Below are 23,068 nucleotides of genomic sequence, written 5' to 3' on the forward strand. Positions count from 1 at the left end.
TCAGAATCCATTGCGAAGCAGCGTCTGCAGTTCGGCCTTGCTGAGGTTGCCGAGCCCTAACGTGGCGAGCGTTCGGCCGCCTTGCGCAAAATCCTCGCCGCAGATGGAGCCACCGATGGCCAGAAAGGCCTTGGCCAGCGGTGTGGCCACAGCGGCCAAGCCGGCCACGGACACCAGCAGCGACAGCCCCAGCCGCAAATCTTCACGCATGTAGCGATGCTCGGTTAGCACGAGGCGCTCACGCCAGTCGCCGGAATCGGTCAGCCGGTCATGCGAGCCGCGGCCATACATCCAGATTTCGCCTTCCCTGGCGTAGTGGTGAGCCAGCGGAAAATGCGGCGCGCCGTATCCGAGCGCCTCGCGCACCGCGACCCGCTCGGCGTCGAGTGCGTCGGTCACCCGGCGGATCGCCGCCTGCGTCCCCTCCTTGTGGATGTCCCAGCGTTCGAAATGCTCGATCGGGCCTGCGTTCATCACGATCAGCGGCGGGTGGATGATCGGCCCGGCATTCATCAGCGCGCCAGAGAGCGCGTCTCCACAAGGCTCGATTGCATCGGGGAAAGCGCGTCCGATCACTTTAAGTGCGTGCGGCGCCTGGTCGAGCGGAAACACGCCGACTGGCAGCCGTTTGGCGCGGATAGTGATCGCGACCTCGAACGGCCCGTGCTTGCGAGTCAGCCAGGGCAGTGTGCCGGTCTCGGCAAAGCTCGCCTTGGCGTGGTTGCCGGCATCCCTTGCGGCCCGAGCGAAGATCATCGATCCGAATGTCGCCGGCGGCAGGAATACGACCTGGCTGTCGCGTAGGTGCGGCGCGAGCAGGCGGGCGATGTCTGACTGCGCGAAGGCGGGAGCAGGGCACAGAATCAGCTCGACCCCGCTGACGGCTTCGGCGATGTCGGTCGTCACCAGCGCAAGCGTCGCGTCGTGACGGCCGTTATGATCCTTCACCAGAATGCGCGAGCCGGCGGCACGATGTGCCGCGACCTGACCGGCATCGCGACGCCAGAGCCGGACCTCATGGCCGGATAGCGCGAAATCGCCTGCGGCCGCGAAAGAGCCGTTCCCCCCACCTAGAACTGCAATCTTCAAGATGCTTCTCCTTGTGCGCGCGACTGCGCATCAAGCTGCTTCAGCAGGAAATGCTGGACCTTGCCCAGCGCCGTGCGCGGCAGGTCGGTGACAAAGACGATATCTCGCGGAACCTTGTAGCGCGCGAGCTGGGCCTGAAGGTGCACGCGCAGCTCGTCCGCGTCGAGCTTGCAGCCGGATCGCGGGATCACATAGGCGACCGGCACTTCATCCCAGCGCGGATCGGGCCGCCCGATCACGGCGCATTCGCTGACATCGGGGTGTTCAAGCAGGACGCGCTCGACCTCGGCAGGATAGACGTTCTCGCCGCCGGAAATGATCATATTCTTCTTGCGGTCGCGGACCCAAAAATAGCCGTCGGCGTCGCACAGCCCGATATCGCCGGTGCGATACCAGCCCTCGTTCAGGGCGTCGCGCGTGGCATCCGCATTGCCCCAATATTCGAAGAACACGTTAGGTCCGCGCACCGCGATCTCGCCCGGGGTGCCTGCGGGTACCTCGTGGCCTGCCTGGTCGATCACCTTCGCTTCGCAGCAAAGGCCCGCAAGTCCGGTCGATCCCGCCCGCGAGAGATCGCCGCCAAGGCGCGTGTAGACCGCGATGGGGCAGGTCTCCGTCGAGCCATACACCTGGAGCACGGGAACGCCGCGCGCGACGAAGCGCTCGATCAGGTGCGGTGGCACGATGGTCGAACCGGTCGCAACCGCCTTGAGCGATGAGAGATCGGTCGCCGCCCAAGCAGGATGCTCGCTTACGGCCTGGATGATCGCCGGCACCATCACCGTCAGCGTCGGCCGCTCGCGTTCGATCGCAGCGAGCGCGGTGTCCGGCGTGAAGCGGGCATGGATCGTGACGGTCGCACCCAGCTGGAGCGCTGCGGTGGTCTGGATGTTGAGGCCGCCGACATGGAAGAACGGCAGCACCGTCAGCACATGATCGTCGGAGGTCATGTTGTGCATGTGCTGGCTCATGACACCGTTCCAGAACAGCGCCTCCTGCCGCAGCACGGCGCCCTTTGGACGCCCAGTCGTGCCTGACGTGTAGACGATCAGGAGGGGGCAGGAGAGATCAGTGTGCGGATTGCGGCCATTTCCTGCGCAGCGAGTCAGCAGGCTTTCAAACGTCGTTCCGCGCGGCGGCGCGAAATCTAGGCCGACGACGGCAGTCCCCGCCGCAAGTTCAGAAAGAACTCCCGCAAATGCCTGCTCCAGCACCAGTACCTTGGCGCCCGCATCGGTGAGGATGAAGAGCTGCTCGGCGACGGCCAGCCGCCAGTTCAGCGGCACCAGCATCGCGCCGAGCCGCGCGCAGGCGTAGAGCAGAACCAGGTAGTCCGGCCGGTTCAGGCTGAGGATCGCGACGCGGTCGCCGCGGCCGACGCCAAGCTCCCGCTTCAGGGCTGTTGCGGTCTGTTCGATACGCGAGGCGAACGCGGCGTAGCTGAGCCGCTTCCCTTCGAAAGCGATGGCTGTCTTGTCTGGCGCAAAAGCCGCGTTGCGATCGATCAGACTACAGAGGTCCACCGTCAGTCGTCCGTTTCGCCGGTCTCGTAGAGCGCCTCGCGCCCGATGCGGTCGAGGCAGAGCTCGGCGGTCCAGGGCAGCATCAGCGACCCGCAACGGCTGTCGCGATAGACGCGCTCCAGCGGCAGCGAGCGGAGCATCGCCTGTCCACCGCAGGTGCGGATCGCGAGCGCGGCGAGCTCGTTGGCGCCTTCCATCACCGAATATTGCGCGGCATAGGCGCGCAAGACCTGTTCCTTGCTCGGATTGGCGCGCGCCTCCGTGACCGCCTGGAACCAGATCGCCTTGATCTGCTCGAGCTTGATCTGCATCTGCGCCACTGCGATCTGCTTGGTCGGGTACATCCGCCGCTTGACCGGCGGCATGCCCGGCACCTCGCCGCGCAGGTAACGTACGGTGAAATCGTAGGCGGCTTGCGCGAGGCCCATATAGGTCGGCGACAGCGTCAGGAACATGTGCGGCCAGCGCATCGCGGCCTGGAAATAGACGCCGCGCGGCATCAGCGCGGAATCCTCCGGCACGAACACGTCCTTGAACAGCAACGTCCGTGAGACCGTGCCGCGCATACCGAGCGGATCCCAGTCGCCGACGACGGAAACGCCTTCCGATTTCGCGGAGATGGCGAGGTAGAGGGTATTGCGGCGCGAAGCCTTCTCGCCTTCCTCGATCTCGGTGCAAAGCACGCCGTAATAGTCGGCATGGCCGGAGAGCGATGCAAAGATCTTCTTGCCGTTGACGATCCAGCCGCCTTCGACTGGCCTTGCTTCGGTGCCGAAGGCGACGCCGCCCGCGGCTGCCGCGCCGCCTTCGGAGAAGGGCTGCGAATAGATCGCGCCCTCCTCGACGATGCGCCTGTAGTGAATTGCGCGACGGCGCTCGTGCTCGGCGCGTGTTGCCGCGTCCATGTCGAGATCGTCGGCGAGCGGTCCCGACCACAAGGTCGAGCAGACATGCATGTTCCAGGTGAGCGCCGTCGCGCCGCAATAGCGGCCGATCTCGGCTGCCGCCAGGGCGTAGGTCTGGTAGTTCGCGCCGAGACCGCCATGTTTCTTGGGGACGGCGATACCGAGCAGGCCCGCGCGGTGCAGGTCGCGATAGTTTTCGGTCGGAAAGATCGCCTCGCGATCGTAAGTGGCGGCGCGGCCGGCGAACACGGTCTGTCCGATCTCCCGCGCACGCGTGATGATGCCGGCCTGCTCGTCGCTCAGGCGAAATGCGACGGGATCGAAGATAGGCGTATCCAGCGCGACCTTGTCAGTCGTGCCGATCGTCTTGCTGACTTGCATGGTCATTGCGCATCACCTTACGCTTTGGTCGCGACGGAGTTCAGGAACCGCCCGAGGGCCTCGTCGAAGGCAGCAGGCCGTTCAAGGTTGGCAAGATGGCCGACGCCGGCGAGCTCAACATATTCAGCTGAAGGAATGTAGGTCGCCGTCTTCGCCATCATCGACGCGGGCGCATTATTGTCCCTGGAGCCGGACAGCAGCAGTGTAGGCACGGAAATGTCCTTGAGGGTGCTGCGCTGATCGAACCCAATCAGGACCAGTATCATGGCGCGATAGCTCGCCTCCGGCACGCTCGCCATGCACTCGCGCGCGAGTTCCATGCCCCCGGGATCAGGACCATCGCCGACAAGCTCTTTCACGAGCGATGGCGCCAGGGACTTCATCGTCTCGCCGCGATCGAGCGGCCCAAGCCGCGCTGCGATGAATGACTTCTGCCAGTCTCCGTCGGTCTTGCCGAAGGCCGGACTGGTCTGCGCCAGGACGACCGCGCGCGCCAGTTTCGGTGATTGCACCAGCCATTTCTGGACGATCATGCCGCCGATCGAGTGGCCGACGAGAATCGGCCGGTTGGCGCCGATCTGTCCGATGAACTGCTGGAGCGCATCGGCCAGGGCAGCGATGCTGACGTTGGCGAGCGGCGCCGACCCGCCATAGCCCGGCATGTCCCATGCGATCGCGCGGAAACGACCACTGAATGTGGCGAGCTGCTGCCGCCAGGCTCGTGCCGCGCCGCCGATGCCATGCAGGAATATCAAGGGCATCGCGTCCGGATCGCCGGCGGCTTCGTAGGCGAAGCGTCCGTCCCTTGTTATCATTGGCGCAGGCTGCGACACGCGACATCCTTTTGCTTGGCGCTATGATGCTAACAGGCCTGTAGAGGATGGAAAGCGATAATTTTATACTTAAAGCAATTTTCGGGGCCGCTCCTTCGCATGCAGGCGTTCAGGGATGCTGATCGGCGTTTTCGTTGCAAAAACTTGAAGGTTAAAATATATCCGAGGAAACGATCAGCAGATTTCAGGGAGCCAGCGCATGTCCGGATTGCCACACACGCCGCACGCGCTGGTGACCGGTGGCGGCCGCGGCATCGGCCGTGCGATCGCGGCATCGCTCGTTGGGGCCGGCGCCACCGTGACGGTGCTGGGCCGAAACGCCGCTACGCTCGAAGAAGCAGTCAGCGCGGGGTGCTGCACATTTTGCGACCCTCGCCGACGTCTCGGACGAAGCCTCTTTGAAAGCCGCTATCACCGAAGCGCATGCGCGAAAGCCGATCGACATCCTGATCGCCAACGCCGGCAGCGCCGAATCCGCGCCGTTCGCGAAATCGGACAGCGCGCTGTTCGCGCGCATGATGGACGTCAATTTCATGGGCGTTGTCCATGCCGTCCAGGCAGTGCTGCCGGGGATGAAGGATCGCCCGTATGGCCGCATCGTCGCGATTGCATCGACGGCTGGGCTCAAGGGGTATGCCTATGTGAGCGCGTATGCGGCGGCGAAGCACGCCGTGGTAGGTCTTGTGCGTTCGCTGGCCCTGGAGATGGCCGGCAGCAACGTGACCGTGAACGCGGTCTGTCCCGGCTTCACCGATACCGATCTGGTTGCTGGCAGCATCGAGAACATCATGAGGAAGACGGGGCGAAGCCGCGAGCAGGCGATCGCCGAACTCGCAAAGCACAATCCGCAGGGACGGCTGATCGCGCCGCAAGAGGTGGCGGATGCCGTGCTTTGGCTGTGCGGCGAGGGCGCCGGTGCAATTACGGGTCAGGCGATTGCCGTGGCCGGTGGTGAGATATAGCGCACGGAAAGCGCGGAACGAGGAAAGCAAGGAGACCGCATGAGCAGACCAGCCAATCCTGTGACCGTGCCGCTCGCGGACTACTCGCCACATCACTTTCTGCTGGCCGTGGTCGACGGCGTTGCCATCGTGACGCTCAATCGGCCCGAGCGGAAGAACCCGCTGACGTTCGAAAGCTACCGCGAACTCACCGATTTCTTCCGTGCCTGCGCGTTCGATGACGCGGTCAAATCCATCGTTGTCACCGGAGCCGGCGGCAATTTCTCCTCCGGCGGTGACGTGTTCGAGATCATCGGTCCGCTCGTCAAGATGGATACCAAGGGGCTCACCGCCTTCACGCGGATGACTGGCGATCTCGTCAAGGCGATGCGGGCCTGCCCCCAGCCCATCGTGGCCGCGGTCGAAGGCATCTGCGCCGGCGCCGGCGCGATCATCGCGATGGCCTCGGACATGCGCCTCGCAGCCAGCGGTGCCAAGGTCGCGTTCCTGTTCAACAAGGTCGGCCTTGCCGGCTGCGACATGGGCGCCTGCGCGATCCTGCCGCGGATCATCGGCCAGTCCCGCGCCTCCGAGTTGCTCTACACTGGCCGGTTCATGACCGCGGAGGAGGGCGAACGCTGGGGCTTCTTCAGCCGCATCATCACACCGGAGCAAGTTCTGCCCCAGGCGCAAATCCTGGCCAAGCAGATCGCGGAGGGGCCAACCTTCGCTAACACCATGACCAAGCGGATGCTGGCAATGGAATGGGCCATGTCGGTGGAGGAGGCGATCGAAGCGGAAGCCGTTGCCCAGGCCCTGTGCATGACAACGGCCGATTTCGAGCGCGCGTTCGAGGCCTTCGCCAACAAGGTCAAACCGGTCTTCAGGGGAGACTGAGCCGGCCTTATCCGCAACAAGGTGGTCATAGGGGCTTGCGTGAAATTATTTTAGGCTTAAAATAGTTTCATAGCCGGTTGAATTGGCGAGGCTCCCATGAAAGTCGCGATCATCGGTGGCGGACCTGCGGGTCTTTACGCGGCGATCCTGCTGAAGAAGCAGCGGCCAAGCGCCGATGTCACCGTGTATGAGCGCAACCGCGCCGACGACACGTTTGGCTTCGGCGTGGTGTTCTCCGACGCCACGCTGGACAATTTCGAGAAGCACGACCTTCCGAGCTACCGCCGCATCACCCAGGAATTCGCCTATTGGGACGACATTGCCGTGCACTTCCGCGGCACCGTCCATCGGGTCGGCGGCAACGGTTTTTGCGGCTGCTCGCGGCAAAAACTGCTCCTGATCTTGCAGGAGCGGGCGCGTGAGCTTGGCGTCAGCCTGCATTTCGAAGTGGACGTCGACGACGAGTCCCGCTTCGCCGACGCAGATCTCATCCTGCTTGCCGACGGCATCAACAGCCGCTTCCGCGAGAAACACGTCGAGCACTTCCAGCCGGAACTCGATCTGCGCACCAACAAGTTCGCCTGGATGGGGTCGACGAGGCCGCTTGACGCCTTCACCTTCATCTTCCAGGAGACGGAGTGGGGGCCGTTCATCGCCCACGCCTACCAGTACGAGGCCGGGCACTCGACCTGGATCTTCGAGACCGATCCGGCGACGTTCGAGCGGGCAGGGCTGAGCGGGCTGAACGAGCAAGAGTCCGCCGCGCGCATGGCCCAGATCTTCGGCTGGTTCCTTGATGGGCACAAGCTGCTGACGAACCGCTCGATGTGGCGCAATTTTCCGATGATCCGCAGCAAGCGCTGGGTCAAGGACAACATGGTCCTGCTTGGTGATGCCAAGGCGAGCGCGCATTTCTCGATCGGCTCCGGCACCAAGCTCGCGATGGAAGACGCGATCGCGCTCGCCGAGGCCATGGAGAAGGCGCCCAGCATCAAGGCCGCGCTTGATGTCTACGAGCACGGCCGCCGCGAGGAAGTCGAGAAGACCCAGCACGCCGCCGACGTCTCGCTGGTCTGGTTCGAACACGTCGATCGCTTCTGGGATTTCGATCCCGTGCAGTTCGCCTTCGGCGTGATGACGCGCTCCAAGGCGATCACCTATGACAATCTCAAGCTCCGCGCGCCCGATTTCCTGGCCGAGGTCGAAAAATCCTTCGCAAAGCAGGTACGCAGCAGCGGCTTTGACGTCGACATCAGCAAGCCGCTCGTGCCGCTGTTCCAGCCGTTCCGTCTGCGCGAGATGGAGATCGCCAACCGCGCGGTGATGTCGCCGATGTGCATGTATTCGGCCAAGGAGGGTGTGCCGGGCGATTTCCACCTGGTGCATTACGGCTCGCGCGCCATCGGTGGCGCCGGCCTGATCTTCACAGAAATGACCTGCGTCAGCCGCGACGCGCGGATCACGCCCGGATGCGCCGGCCTGTGGAACGATGAGCAGGAAGCCGCGTGGCGGCGCATCGTGGAGTTCGTTCACGGCAATTCGGCCGCAAAGATCTGTCTGCAACTCGGGCATGCCGGCCGCAAGGGCGCGACCAAATTGATGTGGGACGGCATGGACCGTCCGCTGGAGCAGGGTGGCTGGGATGTGGTCTCGGCATCGCCGCTGCCCTATTTCCCCGATAGTCAGGTGCCGCGTGAGCTCAATCGCGCCGGCATGAGCGCGGTGAGGGACGCTTTTGTCGCAGCAGCCGAGCGCGGCGAGCGCTGCGGCTTCGACATGCTGGAGCTGCACTGCGCCCACGGCTATCTGCTGGCTAGCTTCATCTCCCCGCTGACGAACACCCGGACCGATGAATATGGCGGCTCGCTCGAAAACCGCCTGCGCTTCCCGCTCGAGGTGTTCGAGGCGCTGCGCGCGGTCTGGCCGTCGCACAAGCCGATGTCGGTCCGTATCTCCGCAACCGACTGGGCGGATGGCGGCGTCACCGGCGACGATGCGGTTGCAATTGCGCGCGCCTTCGCCGAGGCCGGTGTCGATCTCGTCGACGTCTCGACCGGGCAGACGGTGCGCGATGCGCAGCCGGTCTACGGGCGCATGTTCCAGACGCCATTTTCCGACCAGGTCCGCAACGAGGCGCGTGTCGCCACCATGTGCGTCGGCAACATCACGACGGCGGACCAGGCCAACACCATTCTGGCCGCCGGCCGGGCGGATCTCGTTGCGCTCGGGCGGCCGCATCTGGTCGACCCCTTCTTCACCATGAAGGCGGCGGCCTGGTACGGCGCTAACGATGTGTTCTGCCCGCCGCAATATCTGCCCGGGAAAGACCAGATTTTCCGCAACAGCGAGCGCGATAGGCAGGATCTCGAGGAGCTGCGAATTAAGGCTAAGCCGAAGACCCGGGCCGAGCTCAAGGCGGAGGCGACAAAGCCGCTTGCAGCGGAGTGACCGCCCGTGCGACGTTAACCGCATTGCCTGGCGCGTTTCGAGTGGAGTAAGGGCGATGAAGGCGATTATCGTCGGAGGCGGTATCGGTGGTCTCACCACGGCATTGATGCTGCGTTCGCGTGGCCTGGACTGCGAGATCTTCGAGCAGGCCGACACCATCCGCGAGCTCGGCGTGGGCATCAATACGCTGCCGCACGCGATGCGTGAGCTCGCCGGCCTCGGGCTGTTGCAGAAGCTCGACGACGTCGCGATCCGCACCGACCAGCTCTATTATCTCAATCGCCACGGCCAGGAAGTCTGGCGCGAAGCACGCGGCATCGATGCCGGTCATGACGTGCCGCAATTCTCGATCCAGCGCGGCCGCCTTCAGGGCGTCATCCATCGCGCCGTCGAAGAACGGCTCGGCGCGGAAGCAATCCACACCGGCTGCCGCCTCGGCGCCTTCACCCAGGACGAGGGCGGTGTCACCGCCTATTTCTTCGACCGTGCCGGCGCGCACATCCACACCGCGCGCGGCGATATCCTGATCGGCGCCGACGGCATCCATTCGCGCGTGCGCGAAACGTTGTTTCCGAACGAGGGGCCGCCGTGCTGGAATGGCCTGATGCTGTGGCGCGGCGCACGCGACTGGCCGCTGTTCCTCACTGGCAAATCGATGATCGTGGCCGGTGGGCTCAACGCCAAGGTGGTGATTTATCCGATCGCGGAAGGGTCGAGCCCGGCGAGCCGGCTGACCAATTGGGCGGTGCTGGTGAAGGTCGGCGAGGGCAATGCCCCGCCGCCGCGGAAAGAAGACTGGTCGCGCCCGGGCCGCCGCGAGGAGCTGATGCCGCATGTGGCGCGCTTCTCGGTGCCCTATATCGACGTGAAGAGCCTGATCTCGGCAACGCCGGAATTCTACGAATATCCGACCTGCGACCGCGATCCGTTGCCTTACTGGTCGTCCGGCCGCATCACGCTGCTCGGTGACGCCGCGCATCCCATGTATCCGGTCGGCTCGAATGGTGCTTCGCAGGCGATCCTTGATGCCCGCTGCCTTGCCGATGCGCTGGTGCGCGCCGAGCATCCGCGCCAGGCGCTGCTCGAATACGAGAAGAAGCGCCTGCCGATGACCGCCGACATCGTCCGCTCCAACCGGCGTGGCGGACCCGAGCGCGTTATCGACGCCGTCGAGCAGCTTGCGCCCGACGGTTTTGACAATGTCGATAACGTGCTGAGCTACGCGCAGCGCGAGGCGATCGTGCGCGGCTACGCCACCAAGGCCGGCTTCGCCGCGGTGCCAGGGCTCGCGGCGGTGCGCGCCTAGCCGCCGCCGGGAGGCGGCGGCAGGAAGTGGATGTTGAACTCGGCGGCCATCGCCACGACGTCCTCCGGCTTCTGCTCCTTCATGTTGTGCAGGCCCCAGAACAGGTCGAACAGCTTGCGGCTCGGTGAGACCCAGAACAGCACCTTTGCGGTCTGCTCCGACTTGTTGAAGATGCCGTGCGGCACGCCCATGCCGAGCCGGATCAAATCGCCCGCGGTCGCCTGCGACTCCGAATTGCCGAGCATGAAGTCGAGCTTGCCCTCCAGCATGTAGAGATATTCGTCCTGGTCCGGATGAATGTGCGGCGGCACGAACGTGCCCGGCGGCAAGGTCGCGTGCCAGGAGAAGCTGTGTTCGGCGTAGCTTTTCGGCACATAGGTCTGGCCGAGGATGTTCCAGGAAATGCCCTGGATGCCCTCATTGGCCCGCGTGATGCCGGTGATTTCGCTCTTCATTGCAGTCCTCCCATAGCGCGACGCGCGGCTTCAGTTCGTCGCCTTGCAATCCTTGGCATAGCGGTCGCCGTAATTCTCGAAAACCTTCTGGACGATCTCGGTCTGGAATTTGCCGTCCGGACGCTTGGCGACCTTAGTCAGGTAAAAGTCCTGGATCGGATAGCCGTTGGTGTTGAATTTGAACGCGCCGCGCAGCGACGTGAAGTCCGCCTTCTTCAGGGCAGCCGCAACGGCGTCCTTGTTGGTGAGGTCGCCCTTCACGGCCTTGACCGCACTGTCGATCAACAAGGCGGCGTCATAGGCCTGGAACGCGTAGGTACCAGGCACGACGTTGTAGGCAGCTTCATATGAAGCAACGAACTTCTTGTTCTGGGGATTGTCGAGATTGGGCGCCCAGTTCGCGCCGCCGAACATGCCGACCGCCGCATCCTGCTGCGCCGGCAGCGTCGATTCATCCACGGTGAAAGCCGAGAGCACCGGAATGCTGTCGGCGAGACCCGCCTGCCGGTACTGCTTCACAAGGTTGACCCCAAGGCCGCCCGGCATGAACGTGAACAGCGCATCAGGCTTCTGCGATGAGATCTTCGACAGTTCCGGCTGGAAGTCCAGCGTGTTCAGCGGCATGTAGGATTCCTCGACGATCTCGCCCTTGTAGTCGAGCTTGAAGCCGGCGACCGAATCCTTGCCGGCCTGATAGTTCGGCACCATCACGTACATGCGCTTGTAGCCGCGATCCTGCGCCACCTTGCCGAGGATCTCGTGGACCTGGTCGTTCTGATACGAGGTCACATAGAAGAACGGGTTGCAGTCCTTGCCGGCGAACGTCGACGGACCGGCATTTGGGCTGATCAGGAACACTTTCGATTCTGTCACGGGGCGGTGGATCGCCTGGAGGATGTTGGAGAAGATCGGGCCGACCACGAAGTCGACCTTCTCGCGTTCGAGCAGGCCCTTGACCTTCGTGACCGCCGCATCCGGCTTGAGCTCGTCGTCGACCACCACGACCTCGACGTCGCGGCCGCCCATCTTGCTGCCGAGGTCCTTCACCGCGAGCGCAAAGCCGTCACGCACCTGCTGGCCGAGCGCGGCGGCAGGTCCCGACAGGGTCACGATCACGCCAAGCTTGAGCTTCTCCTGGGCGAGGGCAGGGCTCATCGCGGTGCCGAGCAGCAAGGCCGCAGCCAACGTCGTTTGCGTCTTCATCGTCTGTCCCCCGTGACATCAGGGCTTGCGCTGCAAGCCGCGTACTCCGATCCAAGCTTATGCCGATGATGGCTGCCGCGGCAAGCAAAGTGCGCGGCGTTGCCATGCTGCGCGCAGGGTGCATGCAAGCGGCGCGCCAATTATTTGAAGCCTAAACAAATTCGTCTGCGGTCGATTGTTGCAGCTTTGGACTTGCGGCCGCCGCCGATTTATTTGAAGCTCAAAACGTTGGGGAATCCGAGCCGGCGCCAATGCCGGCCGTGAGTGACTGCATCGAGATGCTCGATTCCGAGACCAAGGCCGTCGAAACGCCTGAAGACCACGCCGAAGAGCTTCGGCTGTGGCTGCGCCTGCTGACCTGCACGACGCTGATCGAGGGCGAAGTCCGCGGCCGGCTGCGGCAGCGTTTCGACGTCACGCTGCCCCGGTTCGATTTGATGGCGCAGCTCGACAAGGCGTCGGACGGCATGACGTTGTCCGACGTCTCCAAGCGCATGATGGTGTCCAACGGCAACGTCACCGGCCTCGTCGAACGGCTCGTGGAATCTGGTCATCTCGACCGGCGCACCTCGGACACCGACCGCCGGGTCCAGGTGATCCGCCTCACGAAGCTCGGCCGTGCCGAGTTCCGCCGAATGGCCGCGGAGCATGAGACCTGGATCGCCGATCTCTTCGCCGACCTGACGCCGAAGGACGTGCGGGAACTGATGCGCCTCCTCGCCAAGACCAAGGCGTCGGCGCAGAAATCGGCCGCGCGCCGCCGGCCCTGAGCCCATCCGAACCGGCCCTCCAATCCCTTTTGCCGCAGGAAAAAGCACGGGATGCCCAAAATCCTCTATTGCGCCAAATTGTTTTAAGCCTAAAATGTTTTCCAGATAGTGCTGCCGAGTGCCCATGCGCAAAGGAGCGTGCGATGGCCAACGCCGCCAAGATTCAAGTCTCGGGCTCGCATGACGGCAACGCCGCGACGGCCCATGTCGATACGTTCGCGCGGCAGCATCTGCCGCCGCCCGAATTGTGGCCCGAATTCATCTTCACGCGGCCTGAGCTGCACTATCCGCCGCGACTGAACTGCGTCAGCTATTTTCTCGATCGCTGGGTCGAGCAGGGTCATGGCGAGGCGCCCTGCGTCATCAGTCCCACCGTCAGCTACAGCTATCGCGAACTGCAGGCGCTGGTGAACCGCATCGCCAATGTGCTGGTCGGCAAGCTGGGTCTCGTCACCGGTGAGCGCGTGCTGCTCCGCTCGGCCAACAATCCTATGATGGTCGCAACCTATCTCGCGGTGATCAAGGCCGGTGGAATTTGCGTTGCGACGATGCCGTTGCTCCGTGCCAAGGAGCTGTCCTATCCGATCCAGAAGGCGGTGATCACGCTGGCCCTTTGCGACGGAAAGCTCTCCGACGAGATGGAGAAGGCGAAGCTGGCTGCGCCCGGTCTCAAGCAGGTGGTCTATTGGGGCAATGGCGCGGCGAATTCGCTCGAAGCGCTGATCGCGGATGCAAGTCCGGAGTTCAAAGCCGTCGATACGGCTGCCGACGACATCTGCCTGATCGCCTTCACGTCCGGCACGACCGGCGATCCCAAAGGCACGATGCATTTCCACCGGGACATGCTGGCGGTCTGTGACGCTTATGCGCGCAACATCCTGCGCGCCGAGCAGAACGATCGTTTCGTCGGCTCGGCGCCGCTCGCCTTCACCTTCGGTTTCGGCGGCGTGCTGTTTCCGATGCATATCGGCGCCTCCTTCGTCGTGCTAGAGAAGACAACGCCCGACGACATGCTGTCGGCAATCGAGCAGTACAGGACCACGGTCTGCTTCACGGCACCGACCGCGTATCGTGCCATGATCGGCAAGCTCGCCGGCCGCGACATCTCCTCGCTTCGCAAGTGCGTCTCCGCCGGCGAGACCCTGCCCAAGCCGACATTCGATGCCTGGCTCAAGGCCACCGGCATCAAGCTGATGGACGGCATCGGCTCGACCGAGATGCTGCACATCTTCATCAGCGCGACCGAGGACGAAATCCGCCCGGGCGCAACCGGCAAGCCCGTTCCCGGCTATGAGGCCAAGATCGTCGATGATGACGGTCAGGACGTGCCGCCGGGCACGATGGGGAATCTTGCGGTGCGCGGGCCGACCGGCTGCCGCTATCTCGCCGACGAGCGGCAGCGCAAATATGTCCGGAACGGCTGGAATATCACCGGGGACACCTATCTGATGGATAGCGATGGCTATTTCTGGTACCAGTCGCGCTCCGACGACATGATCGTGTCGGCAGGGTACAACATCGCGGGTACGGATGTGGAGGCAGCGCTGCTGACGCATCCTGCGGTCGCCGAGTGCGGCGTCGTCGGTGCGCCGGACGAAGCCCGCGGCATGATCGTGAAGGCCTATGTCGTGGCCGCGCCCGGCGTGACGCCGGACGCCCAGCTCGCAACCGAGTTGCAGGAGCACGTGAAGTGCGAGATCGCGCCGTACAAATATCCACGCGCGATCGAGTTCGTGACGCAGCTGCCGAAGACCGAGACCGGCAAATTGAAGCGCTTTGCCCTCAGGCAATTGGCGCAGGCGGCAGCGACGTCCTCGGGCGTCGCTGCAGAATGAGATGAGGATCAGGAATTGTCCGTGACGACGCCGAAAGGCCCACAGCTCGCGGTGCTGCCAACCGCAGCCGAGGACGACAGCCGCCGGGGGGCGCAGGTGCTTCAGCCCTCGGGCTGGCCGATGCCGAAGGGCTATGCCAACGGCATGGCCGCTGAGGGGCGCATCGTGGTGACCGGCGGAGTGATCGGCTGGGATGCCGAGGAGCGCCTCGCCGACGGTTTTGTCGCGCAGGTCGCTCAGACCCTGAGCAACATTGCCGCGATCCTGGCGGAGGGCGGCGCGCGGCCCGAGCATCTGGTGCGCCTGACCTGGTACGTCGTCGACATGGACGAGTACCTGGCGAACCTGAAGGAGCTCGGCAGGATCTACCGTGCCGTCTTCGGCGCGCACTATCCGGCGATGGCGCTGGTGCAGGTTGTCCGACTCGTCGAGAAGGCGGCGCGCGTCGAAATCGAGGCGACCGCCGTCGTTCCCCGCTGAATTTGCTCAGCTCGCCTTGGCGAGCTCGTCGTCCTCCGGCGAGTTCAAGTAGACGCCGGACATGGTGTCGACCCCGCCCGAACCCCCGGATCTGGAAGGCGATCATCGCGGCGCGATTCTGCGGCGTGGACGTCGAGGTCAGGGGAGCGGCAATGTGCCTGCTGCCTTCGGGCCTGATGGCTAAATCGGGATCTTTGAATCGAACAGCATCATGCGGGCGGTGGCACGGCTCGGCCACTTCCAGTCCGCGCTCTACGGGCACGATGCCTATGAGGCGTCCAGGATTGACAGCTTTCTCGACGTCAGCTTGGTGTTTGCCCGGGATTCGCAGATCTATCTCTTGGCGCTGTCGGGCGGCACGGTCGATGCGGCCGTTCATGCGCGAGCAAAGGAAGGATTTGCGATCTATGCATCGGGGATCGAGCAGGCGTTGTCCCCGCGGCGCGAGGCACTGGTGGTTCGGGAATATCGCTGGCCGCCTGCTTTGCCGCAGAGCTTGCGCTGTTCATGAATGAGCATGCGCGGGCCGATCGGTTGCGCAAGCTTGGGCTGGGGAGGATTCTGCCTCCGGCGGTCCAGGATGACTATCCACTTACCTGTGCTCATTTCACCCGTCTCGTCGCGCACGTGCATTTCCAGCCTGATCTGAAGCCATACGTCAAAAAGCTGTTGGCGAGGCTGGCAACTAACCTGCTGCCCGAACGTGGAGGACTAATCGCATGACTGCGCCTATCTGCCTGATATCCGGTGTGGGACCTGGCACAGGTTCCGCTCTCGCCAGGCGGTTTGCCAAGGGTGGCTATCGCCTCGCTCTGCTCGCCAGGAACGAGGAGCGCCTCGCTGCCCTTGAGAAGGAACTGCCAGGCGCGAAAGAATTCCGCCGCGATGTTTCCGATCCCGAGCAGATCGACGCGGTAGGGTCCGCCGTGGAGCGCGATCTCGGCAATCCCGCCGTGGTCATCCACAACGCCGTCGGTGGCGCGTTCGGCACATTCCGCGAGATCGATCCGTCGATCCTGAATCGCAACTTCCAGGTCAACACCATGGGACTGCTGTATCTGGCGCGGCGGTTCGTCCCCGCGATGGTGACGGCCGGAAAGGGTGCGATCGTTGCCACCGGCAACACCTCGGCCCTGCGCGGCAAAGCCCGTTTCGCCGGCTTCGCGCCGACCAAGGCGGCGCAGCGAATCCTGGCCGAAACGATGGCGCGCGATCTCGGGCCACAGGGCGTTCACGTCGCTTACGTCGTGGTCGATGCCGTGATCGAGCTCGAGTGGACACGGAAACGCTGGCCAGATCGGCCGGACGATTTCTTTATCAAACCGCGCGCTATCGCCGAGGAGATCTGGCATGTCACTCACCAAGATCGATGCGCATGGTCGTTCAATGTTGAATTGCGGCCGTTTGGAGAAAGCTGGTAGCCGAGAAGCGCTTCGTTGCCGGCGGGCTGTGGCAGATTACTGCTTCAGAACCGGCGGCACTTTCGTGTGTGAACCGAGGCGCGAATGATCGCAGCGCGGCTGAAGAACTTGGAAGCGCCGGTCTGGTGAAGCGGCGGGTCTACAGCGGGGCAGCACGTTGCAGAAGTGCTGGATCGGCTTGGCATTGCCTATGAGGTCGCATCGCGGCTCAAGATATTTCCGAATGGCGCGACCGCGAAAAGCCCGGCTATGCACGCCGGCACGTTTAGCGTAAAGCGGACTCACGGCCGTCATGTCCGTACAGCAGATGTTTGAGCAGTTTCCGTTTGCGATGGATCACCGCTCCTCCAAACGAAGCGGCCAAGAAGATGAATTCTCGCAAATTCGATGAACCCGCCTAAGCGCGGGCGAATAGCCACGGTGACGTGTTACGAATGGAAGCGCGCAATTCGGCGCGACCGTTGAGCCGGCTGGAAGGGCACCCGTCCTGGCCGCAGTTTGATCTGCCGTGTCGTGTTTCTTGCGCACCCCAAATCAGGGGTCGGGCCAACGGCGACTGACTCGGGCAGATACGTAACAGCTGCCGCAGTCCGCCCAGCTCTGCTTTGTCTCCGCCGTTTCGCAGGCCAAGAACTTGCACGGTTGGGGTCGTCGATTTCTTTGAACTTAGACCTATGATAATGGGATGGAACGAAGTCGAAAGGCAAGATCTCGTCTTGCGATATCGCAGGGCAGGGGCGTCCGATGAGCGTCTCCCAACTCACGAAGCGCGTTTGGCGCGAGCTAAATTATTTGGACTATCCCGCTCGGCAGTGGAGCGTCCCGCGATTCAAGGATGGCTGCGCTGATTGTCGGCGGCGGACAGAGCGGCTTGGGCACTGCTTTCGGCTTGAGGCTTGAGCGTATAACAAACTTCAGAATTATTGATCGTCGCCGGCGTGGTTTTGAAGGCCCCTGGCGAAGTTTCGCTCGGATGAAACAGCTGCGTACGCCGAAAGAGGTGAGTGGTATCGATTTCGGTATTCCAAGTTTACGGTGCGGGCTTGGTACGAGGAACAATTTGGGAGGCAAGCATGGGGCGTATAGATACGCTCCATCAGGAAGTATGGCGATCCTATCTGGATTGGTACCGCGATGTCTTGGCTCTCCCGGTCGAAAACAACGTAGAGTTGATGCTGATTGAGCCCGTGGATGATATCCTCCTTGCCCATCTCCGTCGTTCTGACGGGATCGAGCGCGTGCATGCAAGAAAGATCGTTCTAGCAACGGGCTTTGAGGGGAGCGGCAGCTGGCGGGCTCCTAGGTCACTTATTGCTCATTTGTCGGCAAATCTTTATGCGCATTCAGCCGATGATATCGATTTTCGCAAGCTTGCGGGAAAGCGCATCGGCATGCTCGGCGCTGGTGCATCGGCCTTCGACAACGCAGCCCTCGCACTTGAGGCGGGTGCCGCGCAAGTAGATCTATGCTTCCGCCGTTCGGAGATGCCTCGAGTGAATCCACTCACCTGGATGAATTTTTCTGATATGTTGGGCCACTTCGGCGAACTGGCGGACCTGGATCGCTGCGACGCCGACACCGGCAACGAGGTGCCCAACGAGGACATCGTCGAGGCTACGAGCTGGACCAGTATATCGAGGTCTCGAAAGAAGAGCTCGAGGAGATAGCCCTGGAATCCAAGCGCACCATCGAGATCGACGAGTTCGTCGACAGGTCCGGCATCGATCCCCTTTGCCTGATCCGCCCTACTACATCCGCCCGAACGGCAAGGTCGGCCACGACGCGTTTGCGGTGATCCGCGAGACCATCCGCGAGATGGACAAGGTCGCGATCGGTCGGGTGGTGCTGACCAACCGCGAGCACATCATCGCGCTCGAGCCGATGGATAAGGGGCTCGTCGCACGCTGCTGCGCTATCCGTACGAGGCGCGCAGCGAGCAGGAGTATTTCGACGAGATCCAGGACGTGAACGTCACCAAGGACTTGCTCGACCTAGCGAAGCACATCGTGAACCCTAAGACGGGGCGGTTCGATCCCGAGAAGTCCGAGGACCACTACGAGAGCCAGCTGATCGATCTCATCAACCAGCAGCGCGCCGGCAAGCCGATCACCCCAAAGTCAAAGCCGGCAGCGGGCAACGTTGTGGATCTGACGGAAGCACTGCGCCGATCTGTCGGCAAGGCGGTAGCGCCGGCCAAGAAGCCGAAGAAGGCGTCTGCGGGGCAGAAGGAGATGCTGATGTCGATCGAGGGCAAGAAGCCGGCGAAGGAAGTAACGGTGAAAAAGCCGGCCAAGGCGCAGCGGAAGTCTGCGCGATTTTCGAAATACCAGGGATCGGAACAAATGGGGGGCGCGAATCGTCGAATCCATCTCCCCGGCCCAAAAGCCCGCCGGGTGAAAACCTACCCACTAGGTTGACAGTCCGAGTGCGCAACATAGCCCAAGGACCGTTTGCGCCCGAAGGAGGCGGCAATGAGCTATCGAACATCGGACAGGAGAATGCCGACCTCGGCCGAATGGGAAGCGCAGAAGGTGTTTCGCGACACGGGCGCGAAGGCGCCGGTTTGCGAGCATGAACGCGTTCAGCAGGCATTCCATGCAAACCGGGAGCGCCTGAAGGCGGAGCGGATCGCTCGAGAGGCCGCAGCGAAACAGAAGCCAAAGACCTGATTCCCTTAAAGCGGTTAGCGCCAGCAGGCTCCGGTTCGCTGGAGAACGATTGTGACGTCCGCTTCCTATCACCGAGATGAAAAGCGGATGCCACCTCCATTCCGCCCCTGTGGGAGCGAATGCTCGAGGAAGAAGCGCAGCATTTCTCTCGTTGCGTCCGGTCCGTCCGGATCGGTGTAAGAGCCGGCGGGGCTGCCCCCCGACCATGCGTGTCCGGCTCGGTGGATTTCCCAGTGCTCGAGGATTCCGCGTCCGCCGGCGTCGACATGTACGGTGCGAGTGTAGGCATGCCCTCCCGGCACCCGTCCGCGATGCACCTTCGCCGTCGTGCTCGTCCCACCGATGGACTGACGGACGATTCGATCGCCGTTTTTCGAATGTACCGTGGTGTCGCGATCGCCGTGGAAGACGATCGTCGGGACGGGCAGGCCGTCGCCTGGCATCGCCTCGGACCCGCCGCCTTGCTTCATCGCCATTAGCGCCGAGGGCAGATCGGTGGCGGCCCCGCAGGCCAGTCCGGAATGGATGCCGACCGCCGCGTACAGATCGCCGTACGTCGATCCCATCACGGCGGCAGCCGCAGCTCCGGCCGAGAGCCCGGCGACGTAGACGCGCCGCGGATCGACAGAATGGTCGCGCATGACCTGGCGGGTGATGCCGGCGATGAGCGAGGGTTCACCGCCGTCGCGTTGCTGGTCGGCTGGACGAAACCAATTCCAGCATTTCGCCTGGTTCGCTTCGGCCCGCTGCGCGGGATAGGCCACGAAGCAGGTCTGTTCTTCGGCGATGAAGTTCATCCGGGTGCCCGCGGCGAAATCCTCCGGCGACTGCGTGCAACCGTGCAGCATGATCACCAGCGGAATGGCCTGTCCATGATAGCCGCTGGGGATGAAGAGCCGGTAGGTGCGGCTTCCCGCGGCGTTGCCGTAGCTGCCTTCGACGAACCGGGTGCCGTCCGGCACGATGTCCGCCATGGATGGCCGGGCGCGCCGCAGCGGTCCTCCGAGGCCGAGCCCAGGGAGGTTCTGGGCGAGATCCACCGGCGGACGGACCGTGCGACTCGGACGCCTCGTTTCCGCGGCATGCGGCTTTGCATCGATGATCGGCACGTCTTTTTCTGTCTCGGTGGAGCGTTGTGTGGCGGGGGAGGTGATATCCCGTGTGTGCTCACCCCGAAGCATGCGTTGGAGCAGCGCGGTGGCCTCGACGAGCTGGCCCGAGCGCGTGAGGCGTGTGGCTTCGCGAACATTGTCCAATTTCAGCATGGCCTTACCTCGTTCTGTCAGCGAGAGCGGATTTGACGGCGGGACTGGCGTGCAGGGCCCCCAACACTGAGACCGAGGCAATCGTCGCCCGAGCGAGTTCGGGCGTCACGTCTGGGGCGATGGTGGCAAGGCCCAGAACATTGATGTGCAGCATCTCACCGGCCCGCCGCGCCGCATCGAGATCCTCGCGGCTGTAGTGCCGAAGCCCGAGGTCTAAACTCTTTCGGACCGTGGACTGCTTGACCACGTCGGCATGACGTTCGAGCTGATTGCGGATTGCCGTTCGGATGAAATCGGTCCGGTTCGAGTAGAAGCCTTCCTGGACCATCAAGTCGACCTGACCGAGATCGACGAAGCCAAGATTGATGGTGATTTTCTCCGTGTCGGGGGGCCTTGGTCGTATTTCGTGGATGTTGCTGGGCATCTTACATCCCTGTTGCCATCTGTGTGGATGGTATATGGATGGCTGCCGATAAGGTCAAGGGGGAACCAAATCCGGGCAAGCTTCTCGGTTTGGTCGTCCGGCGACCGGGACTGCTAAGCCATTGCTCCTGTACACAGGAACCGAGGCTGTCAGGACGGATTGATCCTGCGACTTCGAACAGGAGAACGCTCATGAGATGGATGTTAGCCGCGGTTTGCATGACCGCGATTTCGCTCCCTTACACGCCTGCGGCGGATGCGAAGGGTTGCATCAAGGGGGCGGTCGTCGGCGGGTTTGCCGGCCATTTGGCGGGACACGGCAAGCTGGGCGCCGCCGCCGGCTGCGTCGTCGGTCATCACGAAACGAATAAGGCTGATGCGAACGAGGCAAACGCCCAGGCGCCTTCGGGGCAAAAGTGAGTGCGATGTCGCCCACAGCCGCTGCGGCGGGATTATTTCCGCGAAGATGAGGGGAATTCCTCGCTCATCTCCTCCTTGGCGCTTTTCCTAAAAGAGACAACATGCCGAACTTTTTCAATCTGCCGCCCTTTACGGAAGATGGGGAGGTCCATGTCGTTGTGGAAACGCCGCGCGGAAGCCGTGCCAAATTCGCCTATGACCCAAAGCTTGAAAGCTTCGCGCTCAGCAAGTCACTGCTGACGGGGCTTACCTATCCTCATGACTGGGGCTTCGTGCCCTCGACCAAAGCAGACGACGGAGACCCGCTCGACATCATGGTTATCCATGACGCGGCAACCTTTCCGGGACTTGTCGTCACCTGCCGCGTTATTGGCGTCCTTCAGATCGAACAGAAGAGTAAGAAGGAATCCGAGCGCAACGACCGCCTGTTTGCTGTGCCCCGCAACTCGCACTCGGAACGGGCGCTGCGCGACGTCGACGATCTGACAAAGCCAATCCGAGAGGAACTTGAGAAGTTCTTCATCGCGACGGACGAGCTAGAGGACAAGAAGCTCAAGATTATCGGTTGGAAAGGCGCGAAGGTCGCGGTACAGGCCATCAAGGACGCCGCGAAATCTTTCGCAAAGGACGGCAAATAGGTTCGGTTCTGTGAAGGGTGAAAGGCCCGTCTGAAAGATACTGTTGCGCTTGAAATGCGCCTAAACCCATTGCTGCCAAATCCAAGACCCTGCGCTCAGCTGAGACTGTCATTTGGAACTCGGCATTTGAAATGCGCCGCTTCGTCCTGCGACCAAGCCCCGGGCGATCTCAGGTCTTCGGCACCTCTCGTTCTGGCCTCTAAAGGACCGCAACGATGTCGCAACGAATTAGGTGAAACGATCGTGAAAAAAAGACGGTAACCTCCGTCACCTCGATAAAAATCAATCACTTAGAAGATACTCACTGCGTTCGGGACGCAGGTCACTAGGTGGTTAGATCGTGGCTTGAACTGAACGTCGGTATCGGTGATTGCGCCTCCTGATTTGAAACTGCTCCGCGCCCTCCTCATGCCAAAGCGTTCATCCGGCAATAGACTCATTCGACAGGTAGTTGGCTGCACCTTATAGCCTGGCCGGTAGCGCATACTTTTGTTCAGATCGGCAGGTGGAGCTGCGGCTCAGGCTCTGTGGTTGTCTGCAGAGAAGACAGTGAGACGCCGAGCAGCCGTACCGGTTTCGATATCGGTATCTCGGCTTTGAGCAGCCCGATTGCCAGCCGCTCCAGCTCGGCACGGCTCGACAACGAGGCGGAGACCGAGCGGCCCCGCGTGATAATCTCGAGGTCCGCGAACTTGATCTTGAGGGTCACCGTACGACCTCGGTCGCCAGTAGCTTCGCAGTGGCGCCACAGCTTATCGATTAGCGGCTGAAGCGCCGCGGCCATGACGCCGAACTCGCTGAGGTCCGACGAGAACGTGTTTTCCGCGCCCACTGATTTCCGGATCCGGTTGGCTCGGACGGGCCGCTCGTCCACGCCGCGCGAGATCCAATAGTAATAGGCGCCCCCTTACCAAAGTTCGCACTCAAGAAATCCATGCCCTGGTTGCGCAGATCCAAGCCCGTGAAGATGCCAAGCGCATTCATTTTTGCGCTTGTCGCCGGCCCGATGCCGTGGAATTTGCCAACCGGCAGTGTCTCGACGAAGGCCGCGCCCATCTCTGGTGAGATGACGAACTGTCCGTTCGGCTTGCGATGATCAGAGGCGAGCTTCGCCAGGCCGCCGCGCGTGTAATGGCACAAGCCGGACCAGATGAAGCGCTGGTGTC

The 23,068-nt window shown here is 62.8% G+C and carries 19 protein-coding genes and 3 pseudogenes; 13 read left to right on the plus strand and 9 right to left on the minus strand.

Going from position 1 to position 23,068, the window contains the following annotated elements; all coding sequences use genetic code 11:
• From ACVWY3_RS02310 to ACVWY3_RS02325, 4 genes are read right to left on the minus strand one after another with little or no spacing between them, the layout of a single operon-like run.
• Positions 1-1,089, minus strand: coding sequence for an NAD/NADP octopine/nopaline dehydrogenase family protein (locus ACVWY3_RS02310; RefSeq protein ID WP_456837006.1), 1,089 nt, complete (start codon positions 1,087-1,089; stop codon positions 1-3).
• Complete coding sequence (locus ACVWY3_RS02315; protein WP_456837007.1) at positions 1,086-2,612, minus strand: class I adenylate-forming enzyme family protein; 1,527 nt, start codon at positions 2,610-2,612, stop codon at positions 1,086-1,088. Before ACVWY3_RS02315 ends, ACVWY3_RS02310 begins: the two co-directional genes overlap by 4 nt.
• 2 nt (positions 2,613-2,614) lie before the next feature.
• The gene (locus tag ACVWY3_RS02320; protein ID WP_456837008.1) at positions 2,615-3,904 is read right to left on the minus strand and encodes an acyl-CoA dehydrogenase family protein; all 1,290 of its coding nucleotides are present in this window, start codon (positions 3,902-3,904) and stop codon (positions 2,615-2,617) included.
• A gap of 11 nt (positions 3,905-3,915) precedes the next feature.
• A complete protein-coding gene (locus ACVWY3_RS02325; protein WP_456837009.1) occupies positions 3,916-4,731 on the minus strand; it encodes an alpha/beta fold hydrolase in 816 nt (271 codons plus the stop codon).
• A gap of 199 nt (positions 4,732-4,930) precedes the next feature.
• On the opposite strand from ACVWY3_RS02325, the pseudogene ACVWY3_RS02330 reads away from it, so the two are divergent.
• From ACVWY3_RS02330 to ACVWY3_RS02345, 4 genes and pseudogenes are all read left to right on the plus strand, one after another.
• Positions 4,931-5,693 (plus strand): annotated as a pseudogene (locus ACVWY3_RS02330) (SDR family NAD(P)-dependent oxidoreductase).
• Positions 5,694-5,732: 39 nt separating this feature from the next.
• A complete protein-coding gene (locus ACVWY3_RS02335) occupies positions 5,733-6,569 on the plus strand; it encodes an enoyl-CoA hydratase family protein (protein WP_456837010.1) in 837 nt (278 codons plus the stop codon).
• Positions 6,570-6,665: 96 nt separating this feature from the next.
• Entirely contained in the window at positions 6,666-9,017 is a 2,352-nt protein-coding gene (locus ACVWY3_RS02340) for a bifunctional salicylyl-CoA 5-hydroxylase/oxidoreductase (protein ID WP_456837011.1), read from the plus strand.
• Positions 9,018-9,072: 55 nt separating this feature from the next.
• Positions 9,073-10,323, plus strand: a complete 1,251-nt coding sequence (locus ACVWY3_RS02345) for a flavin-dependent oxidoreductase (protein WP_456837012.1) — start codon at positions 9,073-9,075, stop codon at positions 10,321-10,323.
• Here ACVWY3_RS02345 and ACVWY3_RS02350 read toward each other — a convergent pair.
• Positions 10,320-10,778: a cupin domain-containing protein gene (locus ACVWY3_RS02350; RefSeq protein ID WP_456837013.1), complete on the minus strand. Its 459-nt coding sequence runs from the start codon at positions 10,776-10,778 to the stop codon at positions 10,320-10,322. The genes ACVWY3_RS02345 and ACVWY3_RS02350 overlap by 4 nt on opposite strands.
• Positions 10,779-10,808: 30 nt before the next feature.
• Positions 10,809-11,981 carry an ABC transporter substrate-binding protein gene (locus tag ACVWY3_RS02355; protein WP_456837014.1) on the minus strand — a complete coding sequence of 391 codons (1,173 nt, stop codon included), beginning with the start codon at positions 11,979-11,981 and terminating at the stop codon, positions 10,809-10,811.
• A 251-nt stretch (positions 11,982-12,232) separates the two neighbouring features.
• Between ACVWY3_RS02355 and ACVWY3_RS02360 the strand changes: the two genes are divergently transcribed.
• The 7 genes and pseudogenes from ACVWY3_RS02360 (at position 12,233) to ACVWY3_RS02390 (ending at position 19,156) form a co-directional block, all read left to right on the plus strand.
• Positions 12,233-12,751 carry a MarR family winged helix-turn-helix transcriptional regulator gene (locus tag ACVWY3_RS02360; protein ID WP_456837015.1) on the plus strand — a complete coding sequence of 173 codons (519 nt, stop codon included), beginning with the start codon at positions 12,233-12,235 and terminating at the stop codon, positions 12,749-12,751.
• A 143-nt stretch (positions 12,752-12,894) separates the two neighbouring features.
• The gene (locus tag ACVWY3_RS02365) at positions 12,895-14,586 is read left to right on the plus strand and encodes a benzoate-CoA ligase family protein (RefSeq protein ID WP_456837016.1); all 1,692 of its coding nucleotides are present in this window, start codon (positions 12,895-12,897) and stop codon (positions 14,584-14,586) included.
• A 21-nt stretch (positions 14,587-14,607) separates the two neighbouring features.
• Complete coding sequence (locus ACVWY3_RS02370; protein ID WP_456837017.1) at positions 14,608-15,066, plus strand: RidA family protein; 459 nt, start codon at positions 14,608-14,610, stop codon at positions 15,064-15,066.
• A gap of 211 nt (positions 15,067-15,277) precedes the next feature.
• Positions 15,278-15,577: a hypothetical protein gene (locus ACVWY3_RS02375; protein WP_456837018.1), complete on the plus strand. Its 300-nt coding sequence runs from the start codon at positions 15,278-15,280 to the stop codon at positions 15,575-15,577.
• A gap of 208 nt (positions 15,578-15,785) precedes the next feature.
• Entirely contained in the window at positions 15,786-16,487 is a 702-nt protein-coding gene (locus ACVWY3_RS02380; protein WP_456837019.1) for an SDR family NAD(P)-dependent oxidoreductase, read from the plus strand.
• A 1,565-nt stretch (positions 16,488-18,052) separates the two neighbouring features.
• Positions 18,053-18,799 (plus strand): annotated as a pseudogene (ku, locus tag ACVWY3_RS02385) (non-homologous end joining protein Ku); the annotation flags it as partial.
• A 186-nt stretch (positions 18,800-18,985) separates the two neighbouring features.
• Entirely contained in the window at positions 18,986-19,156 is a 171-nt protein-coding gene (locus ACVWY3_RS02390; protein WP_456837020.1) for a hypothetical protein, read from the plus strand.
• A 68-nt stretch (positions 19,157-19,224) separates the two neighbouring features.
• On the opposite strand, the gene ACVWY3_RS02395 is transcribed toward ACVWY3_RS02390, so the two are convergent.
• Both ACVWY3_RS02395 and ACVWY3_RS02400 read right to left on the minus strand, forming a co-directional pair.
• Positions 19,225-20,421 (minus strand): extracellular catalytic domain type 1 short-chain-length polyhydroxyalkanoate depolymerase, encoded by a 1,197-nt coding sequence (locus ACVWY3_RS02395; protein ID WP_456837021.1) that lies wholly within the window; start codon positions 20,419-20,421, stop codon positions 19,225-19,227.
• Positions 20,422-20,425: 4 nt separating this feature from the next.
• Entirely contained in the window at positions 20,426-20,845 is a 420-nt protein-coding gene (locus ACVWY3_RS02400; RefSeq protein ID WP_456837022.1) for a CopG family transcriptional regulator, read from the minus strand.
• Between the two features lie 218 nt (positions 20,846-21,063).
• On the opposite strand from ACVWY3_RS02400, the gene ACVWY3_RS02405 reads away from it, so the two are divergent.
• Both ACVWY3_RS02405 and ACVWY3_RS02410 read left to right on the plus strand, forming a co-directional pair.
• Positions 21,064-21,264, plus strand: coding sequence for a hypothetical protein (locus tag ACVWY3_RS02405; protein ID WP_456837023.1), 201 nt, complete (start codon positions 21,064-21,066; stop codon positions 21,262-21,264).
• Between the two features lie 101 nt (positions 21,265-21,365).
• Positions 21,366-21,902 carry an inorganic diphosphatase gene (locus ACVWY3_RS02410; protein ID WP_456837024.1) on the plus strand — a complete coding sequence of 179 codons (537 nt, stop codon included), beginning with the start codon at positions 21,366-21,368 and terminating at the stop codon, positions 21,900-21,902.
• Between the two features lie 493 nt (positions 21,903-22,395).
• On the opposite strand, the pseudogene ACVWY3_RS02415 reads toward ACVWY3_RS02410, so the two are convergent.
• Positions 22,396-23,018 (minus strand): annotated as a pseudogene (locus tag ACVWY3_RS02415) (DinB/UmuC family translesion DNA polymerase); the annotation flags it as partial.
• Between the last annotated feature and the right edge of the window lie 50 nt (positions 23,019-23,068).

This window comes from Bradyrhizobium sp. USDA 4486 (assembly GCF_054057995.1).

What these genes read in the sequence shown, in the direction of transcription:
- ACVWY3_RS02320 (WP_456837008.1), bottom strand. Translation starts at nt 3,904, where the DNA reads ATGACCATGCAAGTCAGCAAGACGATCGGCACGACTGACAAGGTCGCG.
- ACVWY3_RS02335 (WP_456837010.1), top strand. Translation starts at nt 5,733, where the DNA reads ATGAGCAGACCAGCCAATCCTGTGACCGTGCCGCTCGCGGACTACTCG.
- ACVWY3_RS02340 (WP_456837011.1), top strand. Translation starts at nt 6,666, where the DNA reads ATGAAAGTCGCGATCATCGGTGGCGGACCTGCGGGTCTTTACGCGGCG.
- ACVWY3_RS02345 (WP_456837012.1), top strand. Translation starts at nt 9,073, where the DNA reads ATGAAGGCGATTATCGTCGGAGGCGGTATCGGTGGTCTCACCACGGCA.
- ACVWY3_RS02350 (WP_456837013.1), bottom strand. Translation starts at nt 10,778, where the DNA reads ATGAAGAGCGAAATCACCGGCATCACGCGGGCCAATGAGGGCATCCAG.
- ACVWY3_RS02355 (WP_456837014.1), bottom strand. Translation starts at nt 11,981, where the DNA reads ATGAAGACGCAAACGACGTTGGCTGCGGCCTTGCTGCTCGGCACCGCG.
- ACVWY3_RS02360 (WP_456837015.1), top strand. Translation starts at nt 12,233, where the DNA reads ATGCCGGCCGTGAGTGACTGCATCGAGATGCTCGATTCCGAGACCAAG.
- ACVWY3_RS02365 (WP_456837016.1), top strand. Translation starts at nt 12,895, where the DNA reads ATGGCCAACGCCGCCAAGATTCAAGTCTCGGGCTCGCATGACGGCAAC.
- ACVWY3_RS02375 (WP_456837018.1), top strand. Translation starts at nt 15,278, where the DNA reads ATGCGGGCGGTGGCACGGCTCGGCCACTTCCAGTCCGCGCTCTACGGG.
- ACVWY3_RS02380 (WP_456837019.1), top strand. Translation starts at nt 15,786, where the DNA reads ATGACTGCGCCTATCTGCCTGATATCCGGTGTGGGACCTGGCACAGGT.
- ACVWY3_RS02390 (WP_456837020.1), top strand. Translation starts at nt 18,986, where the DNA reads ATGCCGACCTCGGCCGAATGGGAAGCGCAGAAGGTGTTTCGCGACACG.
- ACVWY3_RS02395 (WP_456837021.1), bottom strand. Translation starts at nt 20,421, where the DNA reads ATGCTGAAATTGGACAATGTTCGCGAAGCCACACGCCTCACGCGCTCG.
- ACVWY3_RS02400 (WP_456837022.1), bottom strand. Translation starts at nt 20,845, where the DNA reads ATGCCCAGCAACATCCACGAAATACGACCAAGGCCCCCCGACACGGAG.
- ACVWY3_RS02405 (WP_456837023.1), top strand. Translation starts at nt 21,064, where the DNA reads ATGACCGCGATTTCGCTCCCTTACACGCCTGCGGCGGATGCGAAGGGT.
- ACVWY3_RS02410 (WP_456837024.1), top strand. Translation starts at nt 21,366, where the DNA reads ATGCCGAACTTTTTCAATCTGCCGCCCTTTACGGAAGATGGGGAGGTC.